The organism is Nocardia abscessus, assembly GCF_015477775.1.
Classification (GTDB): Bacteria; Actinomycetota; Actinomycetes; order Mycobacteriales; family Mycobacteriaceae; genus Nocardia; species Nocardia abscessus_A.
The window spans coordinates 1,060,291-1,072,677 of the sequence record NZ_JADLQO010000001.1 but is presented as its reverse complement, the minus strand read 5'-3'; the positions used below and the strand labels follow the sequence as shown (position 1 = coordinate 1,072,677).

Here is a 12,387-nt window from a genome sequence, read left to right as displayed (position 1 = left end):
CGGTAGGCAGAAAGCGTCAGTGGAGGCGGAGGCAGGCAGGGCACCCCCGCGAGTGCTGTCTACACGCAGAACCAGCACGGTCCCAGTCATCGCTAGGAGTAACCACTCGTGTCCGTTTATCTGTATAGATGGGGAAAGTTCGCTTTCCGCCGGAAATGGATAGTCCTTCCCGTCTGGCTCGTCTTGTTCGTGCTCCTCGGTGGCCTGGGCGCACAGCTCAGCAAGCCGATGACCAACGACTTCAGCTTGCCGAACCTGCCTTCCGAACGTGCCAACGAGATCCTCGACAAGCACTTCCCCGGCGCCTCCGCAGCGTTCAAATTCGACGCGGTCACCGGCACCTACGTCGCCGCTACGCCGGAGGGGCAGAAGCTGACCGACCCGGCGAACCGTGCCGCGCTGGACGCGTTCATCGCCAAACTCGGCCAGCTCGAGATCGTCGATCACAGCAAGCCGATCGTCAATCCGATCGAAGCGGCCGACCAGATGGGCTGTTTGGCCAACCCCGACCCGGCGCAGTGCAGTGGCGCCCCGCTGAACGTGCTCAGCAAGACCGCCCCCGAGACCGTCGCGGTGATCAACGTCCCGTTCACGATCAAGACGTTCTCCGACGTGACCGACGAGGACCGCGCGGCGGCCTATGACGTGGCCGCCGACGCGCGCAACGCCGGGCTAACGGTCGAGATGAGCGGCTCGATCGCGCAGAAGCAAGAGGGCCCCAGCGGCAAGTCCGAGATGATCGGCATGGCCGTCGCGCTGGTCGTGATGATCGTGGCGTTCGGCGCGATCGTCGCCGCGTTCGTGCCGATCGTCACCGCGATCGTCGGCCTCGGCGCGGCCACCTCGCTGATCATGGTCGGCACGTCGGTGATCGAAGTGCCCAGCTTCACCACATTCCTCGCCTCGATGATCGGTATCGCGTTGTCCATCGACTACGCGCTGTTCGTCGTGTCCAGGTACAAGCACGAACTGGCGGTGCAGGACTCGCCGGAAGAGGCCGCGGGCACCGCGCTCGGCACGGCTGGCTCCGCGGTGGTGTTCGCCGGCCTGACGGTCATCATCGCGCTCGGGGGCCTGAGCGTGGTCGGCGTGAAGTTCATGACCTTCATGGGTCTGGGTGGCGCGATCGCCGCCGCGTTCGCGGTCCTCACCGCGATCACGCTGATGCCGGCGTTGATCGGCGCGTTCGGCCGCTTCCTGTTCAAGCCGAAGCTGCCACTGGTGGCACAGCACGACCCCGAGGACGACAACTCGGTCACCAACGGCATGCGCTTCGGCAAGCTGATCGGCAAGGCGCCGTGGGCCGCTCTCATCCTCAGCGTCGTGGTGCTGGGCGCGCTCGCCGCCCCCGCCGCAGGCCTGAATCTCGGCTTGCCCGGCGAGGACAGCATGCCGAAGACCTCCACCGTCCGCAAAGCCTACGAGCTGCGCACCGAAGGCTTCGGCGAAGGCAGCAACGGCGTACTGAACGTGGCCGTCGATCTGACCAACGTCCCCGCCGACAACCGGGAGGCGGCAGTCGACGCTCTGCGCGCCAAGCTCGCGTCCTACCCGGGCATGGACTACGTGACCGCGCCGCAGTGGAGCGAGGACAAGGCGGGCGCGCTGCTGGACGGTGTGCCGAAGTCAGGGCCGAACAACCAGGACACCAAGGACCTGGTGCAAGACGCCCGAGAGGCCGAAGCAGCGCTGAAGGCCGAGTACGGCATCGAATACGGCGTCACCGGTACCACGGCGATCTACGCCGACATCGACCATGTGCTGCTCAGCAAGATCGTGCCCTACTTGGCGCTCGTGGCCGGCGCCGCGTTCGTCCTGCTGATCCTGGTGTTCCGGTCGATCCTGGTGCCGCTCACCGCGGCGCTCGGGTTCCTGCTGTCGATGGCCGCGACCTTCGGCGCGACCGTGCTGATCTTCCAGGAGGGCGCGCTCGGCCTGATCGAGGATCCGCATCCGCTGGTCAGCTTCCTGCCGATCATGCTGATCGGCTTGGTGTTCGGCCTGGCGATGGACTACCAGGTGTTCCTGGTGACCCGGATGCGCGAAGAGTTCGTGCACGGCAAGTCGCCGACGGAGGCGGTGGTCGCCGGTTACCACCACGGCGCACGCGTCGTGACCGCGGCGGCGATCATCATGATCTCGGTGTTCGGCTCCTTCCTGATGGAGACCGACGTGACGGCCAAGTCCATGGGCTTCGCGCTGGCGGCCGGTGTGCTACTGGACGCGTTCGTGGTCCGGATGGTGCTCATTCCGTCGCTGCTGGTGATCATGGGCAAGTGGTCGTGGTGGATGCCGAAGTGGCTCGACCGCATCCTGCCCGACATCGACGTCGAGGGCGCGAAGTTGCGTGTGCTGCAGCAGCGTTCGTCCGACACGGAGAAGGAGCCGGTCAGCGTCAGCTGATCCGGAAACCGTCGCTCGGCCCCGCACCCCAGCCTCGGGGGGCGGGGCCGAGTGCTTTTCACCGGCTCGGTTGCGGAATGTCGCAGGCTCCCACCCGTGGATTCACGCCGACGTAGTTGAGCGGGCCCGCCAGTGCGGTGAGGGCGATCGTGCCCCACCCTGCGCAGTTGATCGGGGGGCCGCTGTCGAAATAGTGTCGCTGCCCGGCCGCGAGCAATCCGATCGCCAGCCAGGCCATCAGCAGGAACCCCAGCAGCCGGGACCCGGCGCCCGGACCGCGTCTAGCACGCGCACGAGATTCGTAATCACGCATCTCATCGGTTCCTTCCGTGCTCCCCCGTGCGCGGGAGATACCCGGCTTCCCCGCAGTTATCCCATCGGCCGCACGGGGATCGGACCATCCGGTCGCGCGGCGCGCCTGGGCGTACGAAAACGGACGGCCGGGTGGCGCACATACCCGGCCGTCCGTCGTGACCCGCCTCTATTTACGGGCTCGGTTGCGGGACATTGCAATCGGCGACCTTCGGATTCACGCCCATGTAGTTGAGCGGGCCCGAGACGACCGTGACCACGATGGTGCCGAAACCGGCGCAGTTGACCGGTCCGCTGTCGAAATAGTGACGTTGTGCCGCGGCGATCACGCCGATCAGCAACCAGATCAAGACGATTACACTTCCGATTCTCATGTTTCTCTCGCGCATCGTTCCCGCGCGGATTGTCCGACGGCGCATCTGGCATCGCGTCCTTCCCGCACTTTCCGTATCGGGCGTATACCCGGGATTCCGGGGGTTACCCGCGGCGAAACGGGCAATTTTCGGATTCGTACGGCACGGCTCGATGCGGCCCCCTGTTAGCGTCGAGACATGGCGTCGGTGTTGCAGTGGTCGATCCCCGGATGGGTGATCCTGCTGGTGCTGGTGGCGGTCTACGAACTGACCGTGAACAAGCGCCGCAAACGCCGCCGCACCCCGGTCTCCGGCACGTTCACCGACGAGTTCACCGCACTGTTCTACTCGACCAAACGGATGGAGCTGGACCATCGCGAATCGGTGTCCATGCTGCGTGACGAGCAGGACCAGGGTGCGCCGCCGCTGGTCGGCGTGGACTTGGAGCGCCGCACGGTCGTGCTGCGCAAGGACGCGGACCGGTAGCGAGTTCCGCTGCGCGCTCGCGATACTCGGCGAAGGCGGCGCGGCTCGGCCAGAATGGGCCCATGGGTGGCTCGATGAGTGAGAAGTGGCAGCGGTTCGGCGAGCACCTCGAATCCGCGCCGGGACGACTGGCGAGCGGGGTCCGCCGGAGCCTGCGAGCCAGAGCAGCCGGTACGGCCGACTCCGACGGCGACGTCCCGCCCGAACTCGCCGCCTTCGCCGACCTGGTGGCCGAGCGGTCCTACCGGGTCACCGAGGCGGAGATCGCGGCGCTGCGAGCGGCCGGGCACACCGACGACGACATCTTCGAGGCGACCGCGCTCGCCGCCTACGGCGCGGCCGACCGGCGTCTGCGCGCCGCGCGACTGGCCTGGGAAGGGTACTGAGATGTGGCTCGAGGCAGTCCGATCCGGGCACGACCGGCCGACCAAACTCGTGCTGTGGACCATGCGGCGCTTCAGCGGCGTCGAGGTTCCCGCCGTGCTCAAAGTGCTGTTCTACCGGCACCGTTTCTTCGGCTCGCCGCTGTCGGAACTCATCCAGGACGCCATGCGCGGACCGTCGTACTGGACCGTGGCCGAACGCGAGATCTTCGCGACGCGGACGTCCCAGGCCAACGAGTGCCCGTTCTGCGCCACCTCGCACGAGGCGATCGCGGGCGCGTATGTCGACGCCGACGTCGTGACTCGCGCTCTGGCCGACAGCGCGGACTCCCCGCTGCGTCCCGAAGCGCGCGTCATGCTCGGATTCCTCGCGAAGATGGCCCGCGACCCGGACGGGTTGACGCCCGAGGACGCCGCGGTGGTCCGCCTGGCGGGCGTCTCCCGGGAGGCCTTCGACGAGGCGGTCTGGGTGGGCACCTGCTTCAACGTGATCAACCGGATGATGAACACCGTCGGAGCGGGCCCGCTGGAGGGCAGACAGCGCAGCGTGGGCGCTCGGTTCATCAAACTCGCCGGTTACCGTATGCCGCCGCCGGTCACGTTGTTCTCCCGCGGCGTCTGATTCCATTTCGATCGATCCGCTCGCTTACCGGGTGGATTTGTGTTCTCCTCGAATGGTGAGCCAAGTCCACTTGGGGCACATTTTCCACATCGCCGGAAGTCCCGCTGCCGGCGATGCGGCCGACGCGTTGGTCGAGGTGCCGGACGGTGCTCTGATAATCGACGAGGGCGGCCGCGTCGCATACTGCGGCGCCGGATCCGATATCCCGGCCGCGTACCGCGACGCAGAAGTGTTCGATCATCGGCCCGGATTCCTGCTGCCGGGGTTCGTCGACGCGCACATCCATTTCCCGCAGACTTTCGCCGGGGACGCCTACGGCGGCGGTCAACTGCTGGAGTGGCTGGAATTGTGCATCTATCCCGCCGAATCCCGCTACGCCGAGCCGGAATTCGCGCGGCTGGCGGCCACCGAATTCTGTGCGCGGCGCATCTCGGCGGGAACAACGGCGGCGATGGTCTTCGGATCGGCCTTTCCGCACGCGCAGGACGCACTGTTCACCGAGACCCGGCGCCGTGGTCTGCGGATGGTCAGCGGACGCGGGATCCAGACGACGGGAGAGCCCTCGGCGGCGCCACTGATCACCGGCGAGGACGACGCCATACGCCTGACGAGCGAAGAGATCGACAAATGGCATGCCACCGACACCGGTGACGTGGATACGGCGTTATCGCACGTGGCGATAGTTCCGCGCTTTTCCCTCGCGGTGACTCGCCGGACCTTGAAAAACCTCGGCGAGCTGTACGATTCGGTGCGCGAACGCGGAGTCTATTTCCACAGTCATCTGAACGAGAACAATCGCCCGGGAACCGGCGAAGTCGATGCCACCAAGCAGGCATACGGCGTAGCCACCTATCTCGACACCTACGACGGCAAGTTCCTGCCTGGCTCGGCGGTGGGCGGCGAGAGCCTGCTCGGCAGGCGCAGCATCCTCGCGCACTGCGTGCACTGCCAGGACAGCGAACTGCGGCGGATGGCCGAAACCGGCACGTCGGTGGCGCACTGCCCGGTCTCGCAACAGTTCCTGGGCTCCGGCACGATGCCGTGGCAGCGAACGCTCGCTTCGGGCGTGACGGTGGCCGCGGGTACCGATTACGGCGGCGGCGACGAATGGCTGATTCCACAGGTGCTTTCGGCCGCGTTCAAGGTGCATATCTCCGAGCCCGGCGAGCACGGCGTCTCGATGCATCCGGCGGAAATGCTGTTCACCGGCACGCTGGCCGGTGCGCGTGCCCTGGACATGGAAAGCCGGTTCGGGAATTTCGACGTCGGTAAGGAAGCCGATTTCCTCGTGGTCGAACCGGCGCGCGTTCCGGCGCTGGACGACACACTGGCACACGGCATTCGTTCCGAAGACCCCGCCTTGGCCCGGGATCAGACGCTGTTCGCGCTGCTGATGGGTATTCGCGAACCGGCGATCGCCGAGGTCTACGTGCAGGGCCGCCGCATCGACGTAGGCTGACGCCGTCGATGGACGCCACCGCCACCGCCGTCACGGTATTTCACCGGCCCGCGGACGAAGCGGCTTTTCGCATCTGGTTGGCACGGTTGACCGAAATCGCCCGTCACAAGGATGGATTCGCGCACTCGTCGGTAGCGGTGACCGAAGGCCCGCTCCTCGAGCCGGGATTCAGCGTTACTTTCCGATCCGAGCCGTCGCTACACGAATACCTGGACTCGACCGAACGCGCCGAAGCATTGTCCGAAGGCGAAACACTCGGCTTCCATTGCAAGAGTTCTGATCTGGTAGTCATCGAAGGCGAGCTTCCACCGCCGGGTATCGGCGTATTCCGGCACCATGTCGCACGCGAAAAGGAGGCCGAATTCACGGCGATGGAGGCGCGCTTGGTCGCGGCGAGTTCTCGGTTCCCAGGATTCGAAGGCGCCGCGCTTTTTCCGTCCAAGGGCGGGCGCTGGTTCTCGGTGCTCCGATTCCGCACGGCACGGCAGTTGTCGGAATGGATGCGCTCGGAGGAACGCGCGGCCGCTCTGCCGGAACTGCGCTCGAAGCTGATCGAGGATTTCACCGTGGACGCGCACACCACGCCGTTCGGTTCCACGGTGCGAACGGTCGATGGCGAGACCAGGATGACGCCGACGTGGAAGACCGCCATGTTGGTGCTGTTGGTGCTGTATCCGACGGTGATGGCGCTGTCGCGCTTCCTCGGCCCGGTGCTGGACCGGCTGGGAGCGCAACCGTGGCTGGCGCTGTGGCTGAGCCAGATCGTGAGCGTGGGCTTGATGAGCTATTACCTGTCGCCCGCGGTCGCGAGCTATTTCCGGCGGTGGCTCGACCCGATCGACGGCGCGGGGCGGCGGATCAGCGTCGTGGGGGCGGCGGTGGTCGTCGGGCTCTACGCGGTGACGCTGCTGCTGTTCGCGTCCGTGCGGTGGTTGCAGTACTGGGACTACAACGACTGAGCGCCTAGGAACGACTGGGCCTGGGAAGGACTGAGCGCCTAGGACAGATCGAGGTGCCGGTTCATCGACATCGCCGCCTCGGCCAGTTCGGAAAGTTCCAGCACCGTGACCCCCGCCTGCTGGAGTTTCTCCACTCCGACGCAGTTCACCACGAAGGTCGACGGCTCCCGCCAGGCGATCACCACGACCGGGATGCCGGCCCGCAGGATCCGATCGGTGCACGGCGCCCGCCCCTTGGTCCCCCGCTCCGAACAGGGCTCCAGCGTGCTGTAGAGCGTCGCTCGAGCCAGCCGCGGATCTTCCGGGTCCAGCTTGCCGAGCGCGGCCTCCTCGGCATGCTCCTTGGGGTCGGACTCGCGAGAGTATCCCGTCGCGATCTCCGCACCGTCGGCGACGATCACCGCGCCCACCGAGAACGCGCCTTCGGCCACCGGGCACAACCGCGCGAGCTCGATGGCCCGGTTCATCCAGTAGTGATGGTCTGGTCCGGTCATCGGGTTGACCTCCTTCGACTGGCGGCGAACTCGCCGTGCACGAGAAGAGACACGAGAAGAGAAAAGCCCCTCACCTGCGCGAACAGGTAAGGGGCTCTGGCGGTGGCGGAGGGATTTGAACCCTCGGAGGGGGGTTACCCCTCACACGCTTTCGAGGCGTGCTCCTTAGGCCGCTCGGACACGCCACCGCCGACAACCATACCGGACCCTCGCCGGATCGCTAAATCGCCAGGAGACCCGCGGAAACGCCGGCTCAGCGCTGGGTGCGGAAGAACTCGTCGAGCACGGCCGCGCATTCGTCCTCGAGCACCCCGCCGCGGACCTGGGGCCGATGGTTGAGACGACGGTCACGGACCACGTCCCACAGTGACCCGACGGCGCCGGTCTTCGGCTCCCACGCACCGAAGACCAGGCGGCCGACCCGCGCGAGCACCAGCGCGCCCGCGCACATCGTGCACGGCTCCAGCGTGACGGCCAAGGTCGCGCCCTCCAGCCGCCACCCGTCGCCGTGCACCGCGGCGGCGCGCCGCAACGCCAGGATCTCGGCGTGCGCGGTGGGATCGCCGAGCGCTTCGCGTGCGTTCGCGGCGCGCGCGAGTTCCCGGCCCGCGGAGTCGAATACGACCGCGCCGACCGGCACGTCACGATCCCCGGCGGCTGCCGCGGCGTCGAGGGCGGCCCGCACCATGTCGGCGTCCGAGCGGATCGGGGCGTTCGGCAGGGCAGCCACGTCAGCGCGGCAGCTTGTCCAGCACCGCGGAGAGTTCGTTGGCGAAGCCGAGACGCTGGGCGATCATGCCGAGCTGCTCGTCCGGATAGAGATCGGTCTCGGCGAGGATGACGCTCAGCACCGGTTCGGGTAGACCGAGGTCGGCGAGCACGCCGAGGTCGCCCTCCTCCCACGGCTCGACGTCGTCCAATTCGTCCGGATCGATGTCCGGGATTTCCACGTTCAGGGCTTCCAGGACGTCGGCGGCGATGTCGTAATCGATCGCGGCCGTGGCGTCCGACACCAGCATCCGGGTTCCGCTCGGCGCGGGCCGGAGCACGATGAAGAACTCGTCGTCGATGTCGAGCAAACCGAACACCGCCCCGGAGCTGCGCAAAGCCTTCAGTTCGTTCTCCGCGGCGGACAAATCGGTGAGCGCGTCCCGGCTCAGCGGACTGCACCGCCATTTGCCTTCTTCGCGGACAACCGCCACTGCGAACCCTTCCACGTCGTCGTAATCGTCCGACGCCGCCCTGTTCGTGCCCGAGCGCTGTGCTGCCATGGCCGCAACGGTAGTCTGCTCGAGCTGAAATGTTGAAGTCGTATGCCAATCTGTTCCGGTGACTTCGACGGAGAAAGCACCCGTATGCGTCCTCGGGACCGGTTTGATCGGCGGGTCGCTATTGCGCGCGGCCGTCGCCGCGGGCTACGACGGGTGGGGATACAACCGGTCCGCGGCGGGGGCGCAGGCCGCTCGCACCGACGGATTCGACGTCACCGAAGACCTGCCCGCCGCGCTGCGTCGTGCCGCGCGAACCGGCGCGCTGATCGTCATCGCGGTGCCGATGCCCGCGGTGGACCACATGCTCTCCGCGATCGCGACCTTCGCACCGGAGTGCGCGCTCACCGATGTGGTGAGCGTGAAAGCGCCGGTCGCGGCGGCCGTGCGTGAGCACAATCTCGCCGACCGATACGTCGGCGGTCATCCGATGGCGGGTACGTCCGAATCCGGCTGGGCCGCCACCGATCCGGAATTGTTCCGCGACGCGGTGTGGGCGGTGGGCGTGGACGAGGGCACTCGGGTCGACCCGTGGACCCGCGTGGTGCGGCTCGCGCTGGACTGCGGCTCGGTGGTGGTACCCGTGGTGGCGGGGGAGCACGATCGGGCCGTCGCGCGCATCTCCCATCTCCCGCACGTGCTGGCGGAAGCACTGGCCGTGGCGGGCGCCGCAGGGGGTGACCTCGCGCTGGGACTGGCGGCGGGGTCGTTCCGGGACGGCACCCGCGTGGCGGGCACAGCGCCCGACCTGGTCCGCGCGATCTGCGAACCGAATTCGGCGGCGCTGCTGGAGGTTCTGGACGAGACACTCACCGTACTCGGCGCGGCCCGCGACAGCCTGCGCGAGGAGACGTCCCTCGCGGATCTGGTCGAGGCCGGGCACGACGCGCGCGGACGCTACGAATCCGCGCGGCGCTGGGAGATCACGGATGTCCGGCCGGGCGACCGGAACTGGCTGGAAGACCTGCGGGCGGCAGGCGAGCGCGGTGGCGTCATCACGCGGCTGACCTGACCTCGCGCCGTCAGATCCGTTCGGCCAGGCCCGGGTAGTCCAGCAGGAAGCCGTCGGCGTCCACCGTGACCGTGGCGCTGGAGACCGGAGACAGCACGCTGATGCCGTCGGCGGCGCTGCTGTAGATCAGCGTGGCCTCCTGGACCAGCAGGTCGGGCAGGCGCACGTAGACCACCGGCACCTGCACGTCCTCGACCGCGTGCTGCAGGTCGTAGCGGCGGATGGGCAGGGTGTTGAAGAACGGGCTGAGCACCACGTCCACGTCCAGGGCCCCGGCGAAGGTGGAGCGCACGTGGTTGCCGCCCGCGTCGACGAGCCAGTAGTTCTCCTCGTCGCGGGCGATCGAGGCGTGCCGCTCACCGGCGGCCGTCGTGGTCCGCAGCGACAGCCGCTTTGTGGCGCCGTTCTCGTCGGTGACCAGGTCGTAGGACGCGCTGAACGCCGGGTGCTCCCCGCTCGCGCCGCCGATCATGCGCCCGGCGGCGCGGATGCGGTTGCCGTTGAGCTGCACCCGCACCGACTCCATCCGGGTCGCGTCGTGGGCGCGCCAGGTGAGGATCGCCGGCCACCGGGATTCCTGCGGGCTCGCGGCGGGGCTCTCGGGGTCGGGGGCTGGGGTTGTCACGTATCTACCGTAAGCGACACCCAGCCCCTGCCCGCACAACCGCCGCTCATCACACGAGCGACTCCCGCCATGCCGCGTGCAGGTCGGCGAACCGGCCGGTCCCCGCGATCAGGGCTTCCGGCGCGCCGTCCTCGACGATCCGGCCGGACTCCAGCACCAGCACCCGGTCCGCGATCGCCACCGTGGACAGGCGGTGCGCGATGATCACCGCCGTGCGGCCGCGCAGCACCGTCTCCAGGGCATGCTGCACGAGCCGCTCGCTGGGGATGTCCAGGCTCGAGGTGGCCTCGTCCAGCACGATCACGGCGGGATCGGCGAGGAACACCCGCGCGAACGCGACCAGCTGCCGCTGGCCCGCCGAGAGCCTGCCGCCGCGCTTGCGCACGTCGGTCGCGAAGCCCTCGGGCAGCGCCTGCACGAAGTCGTACAGACCGACCGCGCGCGCGGCGGCGAAGACCTCGGCGTCGGTGGCCTCCGGCCTGCCGAGCCGGATGTTGTCGGCCACCGAACCGGAGAACAGGTAGGACTCCTGGGTGACCATGACCACGTTGCGGCGCAGGTCGGCGTCGGACAGGTCGCGCAGATCGACGCCGTCCAGGGTGATCACGCCGCCGGAGGGGTCGTAGAACCGCGTCAGCAGCTTCGCCAGCGTCGACTTGCCCGCGCCGGTCGCACCCACCAGGGCGATCACCTGCCCGGCCGGGATGTCCAGAGTGAATTCCGGCAGCACCGGTCGTGTCCGGCGATCGGGCTTTCCCGGTTCCGTGGACGGCACCGGTGGGGCGTCCCCCGGTGTGGGCGACACCCCCGCCGAGGCATCGGCGGCCTGCGCCCCGTAGCCGAACCACACCTTCGCCATCCGCACCGCGCCGGACGCCTTCTCCAGCGCCACCGGATGGGCGGGCTCCGGCACCGACGGCTCCTCCTCGAGCACGCCGGAGATCTTCTCCAGCGCCGCCGCCGCGGACTGGTAGGCGTTGAACACCTGCGCCAGCTCGTCCAGCGGCCCGTAGAACTCGTTGAGGTACAGCAGGTAGGCCGCGAGCACGCCCACCGCGAGATCGCCCTCGATCACCCGCCAGGCGCCGACCACGATGATGATCACCGTGGTCAGGTTGCCGAGCAGTTTGGTCAGTCCCGCGTAGTCACCCATGCCGCGCATCGCGACGGTGGTCGCGTGCCGATATTCGGCGTCCTCGATCGCGAGCACCGACTCGTTGCGCTGCTCACGGCGGAACGCCTGCACCGCCCGCATGCCGCCCATCGACTCGACGAACTGCACCACCACCTTGGCGATCGCGGCGCGCGTGCGGCGGTAGCCCGCCCGCTGCCTGCGCTGCGCCCAGCGGGTGACCACCACCAGCGGGACGAATCCGGCCAGCACGATCGCGGCCAGGGTCTGGTCCAGGTAGATCAGCAGCGCCGCGATCGTGAGCACCGACAGGATCGCGCTCAGCGCCTGGTTGAGCGCGCTTTCCAGCAGTTCCTGCAAGGTCTCGATATCGCCGGTGAGCCGCGCCACCACCTTGCCCGAGGTGTACTTCTCGTGGAAGGCGACGCTGAGCCGCTGCACATGCGTGAACGCGCGCACGCGCAGGTCGAACAGCACGCTCTGGCTGAGTCTGCCGGACACCCGCAGGAAGGAGAACGTGCAGACCACACCGAGCAGGACCGAGCCGAGGTAACCCGCCACGCTCCACGTCAGCGGCGCCCAGTTTCCCTCCACCCCGCGCGCGATGCCGGTGTCCAGCGCGTGCGCGATGAACAGCGGCGCCGACACCATCGCGATGTTGTCCAGCACGATGAGCACCAGCGCGAGTGCGGCGAGCTTGCGATAGGGCTTCACCAGGTCGAGCAGCAGCCGCCGGGAGCGTCCGGCCAGCACCAGGTTCCCGGTCTCGGTGACCTCTTTGTCCTCGCCCGCGATGCCGCGCCAGTCGGCCGCCGCTTCCGCACGGGTCGAAACATCCTCCGGCGCGTCGTCGTTGGTGACCGTGGTCGTGGTACTCAT

The 12,387-nt window shown here is 68.1% G+C and carries 14 protein-coding genes and 1 tRNA gene; 7 read left to right on the top strand and 8 right to left on the bottom strand.

The window, feature by feature from the left end:
• Positions 1–108 precede the first annotated feature (108 nt).
• Positions 109–2,403: an MMPL family transporter gene (locus IU450_RS04970; protein ID WP_195148508.1), complete on the top strand. Its 2,295-nt coding sequence runs from the start codon at positions 109–111 to the stop codon at positions 2,401–2,403.
• 58 nt (positions 2,404–2,461) lie between these two features.
• Here the strand turns inward: IU450_RS04970 and IU450_RS04965 are convergent, their stop codons facing one another.
• Together IU450_RS04965 and IU450_RS04960 are read right to left on the bottom strand one after the other, a co-directional pair.
• Positions 2,462–2,716 (bottom strand): hypothetical protein, encoded by a 255-nt coding sequence (locus IU450_RS04965; RefSeq protein WP_324197528.1) that lies wholly within the window; start codon positions 2,714–2,716, stop codon positions 2,462–2,464.
• 172 nt (positions 2,717–2,888) lie between these two features.
• Positions 2,889–3,089, bottom strand: a complete 201-nt coding sequence (locus IU450_RS04960) for a hypothetical protein (RefSeq protein WP_043685242.1) — start codon at positions 3,087–3,089, stop codon at positions 2,889–2,891.
• Positions 3,090–3,266: 177 nt separating this feature from the next.
• On the opposite strand from IU450_RS04960, the gene IU450_RS04955 reads away from it, so the two are divergent.
• From IU450_RS04955 to IU450_RS04935, 5 genes are all read left to right on the top strand, one after another.
• Entirely contained in the window at positions 3,267–3,554 is a 288-nt protein-coding gene (locus tag IU450_RS04955) for a DUF6191 domain-containing protein (protein WP_195148507.1), read from the top strand.
• A gap of 74 nt (positions 3,555–3,628) precedes the next feature.
• Positions 3,629–3,940, top strand: a complete 312-nt coding sequence (locus IU450_RS04950; protein WP_195148506.1) for a hypothetical protein — start codon at positions 3,629–3,631, stop codon at positions 3,938–3,940.
• A 1-nt stretch (position 3,941) separates the two neighbouring features.
• A complete protein-coding gene (locus IU450_RS04945) occupies positions 3,942–4,559 on the top strand; it encodes a carboxymuconolactone decarboxylase family protein (RefSeq protein ID WP_195148505.1) in 618 nt (205 codons plus the stop codon).
• Positions 4,560–4,611: 52 nt separating this feature from the next.
• On the top strand, positions 4,612–6,018 hold the full coding sequence (locus IU450_RS04940) for an amidohydrolase family protein (protein ID WP_195148504.1): 1,407 nt from the start codon (positions 4,612–4,614) through the stop codon (positions 6,016–6,018).
• 8 nt (positions 6,019–6,026) lie between these two features.
• Positions 6,027–6,977, top strand: coding sequence for an antibiotic biosynthesis monooxygenase (locus IU450_RS04935; RefSeq protein ID WP_195148503.1), 951 nt, complete (start codon positions 6,027–6,029; stop codon positions 6,975–6,977).
• A 38-nt stretch (positions 6,978–7,015) separates the two neighbouring features.
• On the opposite strand, the gene IU450_RS04930 is transcribed toward IU450_RS04935, so the two are convergent.
• The 4 genes from IU450_RS04930 to IU450_RS04915 all read right to left on the bottom strand — a co-directional run bounded on the left by IU450_RS04930 (position 7,016) and on the right by IU450_RS04915 (position 8,742).
• Positions 7,016–7,471, bottom strand: coding sequence for a deaminase (locus IU450_RS04930; RefSeq protein WP_195148502.1), 456 nt, complete (start codon positions 7,469–7,471; stop codon positions 7,016–7,018).
• A gap of 97 nt (positions 7,472–7,568) precedes the next feature.
• A tRNA-Ser gene (locus IU450_RS04925) sits at positions 7,569–7,659 on the bottom strand.
• Positions 7,660–7,724: 65 nt separating this feature from the next.
• Positions 7,725–8,159 (bottom strand): nucleoside deaminase, encoded by a 435-nt coding sequence (locus IU450_RS04920; protein ID WP_195148706.1) that lies wholly within the window; start codon positions 8,157–8,159, stop codon positions 7,725–7,727.
• Positions 8,160–8,202: 43 nt separating this feature from the next.
• The gene (locus IU450_RS04915; RefSeq protein WP_043718077.1) at positions 8,203–8,742 is read right to left on the bottom strand and encodes a tRNA adenosine deaminase-associated protein; all 540 of its coding nucleotides are present in this window, start codon (positions 8,740–8,742) and stop codon (positions 8,203–8,205) included.
• A 58-nt stretch (positions 8,743–8,800) separates the two neighbouring features.
• Between IU450_RS04915 and IU450_RS04910 the strand changes: the two genes are divergently transcribed.
• Positions 8,801–9,751, top strand: a complete 951-nt coding sequence (locus IU450_RS04910; protein ID WP_195148501.1) for a prephenate dehydrogenase — start codon at positions 8,801–8,803, stop codon at positions 9,749–9,751.
• Positions 9,752–9,761: 10 nt separating this feature from the next.
• Here IU450_RS04910 and IU450_RS04905 read toward each other — a convergent pair whose 3' ends face one another.
• Positions 9,762–10,376: a putative glycolipid-binding domain-containing protein gene (locus IU450_RS04905; protein ID WP_195031254.1), complete on the bottom strand. Its 615-nt coding sequence runs from the start codon at positions 10,374–10,376 to the stop codon at positions 9,762–9,764.
• Between the two features lie 49 nt (positions 10,377–10,425).
• On the bottom strand, positions 10,426–12,387 hold the full coding sequence (locus IU450_RS04900; protein ID WP_195148500.1) for an ABC transporter ATP-binding protein: 1,962 nt from the start codon (positions 12,385–12,387) through the stop codon (positions 10,426–10,428).

Coding starts and splice junctions, on each gene's coding strand:
- IU450_RS04950 (WP_195148506.1), top strand. CDS start 3,629: ATGAGTGAGAAGTGGCAGCGGTTCGGCGAGCACCTCGAATCCGCGCCG.
- IU450_RS04920 (WP_195148706.1), bottom strand. CDS start 8,159: ATGGTGCGGGCCGCCCTCGACGCCGCGGCAGCCGCCGGGGATCGTGAC.
- IU450_RS04935 (WP_195148503.1), top strand. CDS start 6,027: ATGGACGCCACCGCCACCGCCGTCACGGTATTTCACCGGCCCGCGGAC.
- IU450_RS04955 (WP_195148507.1), top strand. CDS start 3,267: ATGGCGTCGGTGTTGCAGTGGTCGATCCCCGGATGGGTGATCCTGCTG.
- IU450_RS04930 (WP_195148502.1), bottom strand. CDS start 7,471: ATGACCGGACCAGACCATCACTACTGGATGAACCGGGCCATCGAGCTC.
- IU450_RS04945 (WP_195148505.1), top strand. CDS start 3,942: ATGTGGCTCGAGGCAGTCCGATCCGGGCACGACCGGCCGACCAAACTC.
- IU450_RS04915 (WP_043718077.1), bottom strand. CDS start 8,742: ATGGCAGCACAGCGCTCGGGCACGAACAGGGCGGCGTCGGACGATTAC.
- IU450_RS04965 (WP_324197528.1), bottom strand. CDS start 2,716: ATGCGTGATTACGAATCTCGTGCGCGTGCTAGACGCGGTCCGGGCGCC.
- IU450_RS04960 (WP_043685242.1), bottom strand. CDS start 3,089: ATGAGAATCGGAAGTGTAATCGTCTTGATCTGGTTGCTGATCGGCGTG.
- IU450_RS04940 (WP_195148504.1), top strand. CDS start 4,612: ATGGTGAGCCAAGTCCACTTGGGGCACATTTTCCACATCGCCGGAAGT.
- IU450_RS04900 (WP_195148500.1), bottom strand. CDS start 12,387: ATGAGTACCACGACCACGGTCACCAACGACGACGCGCCGGAGGATGTT.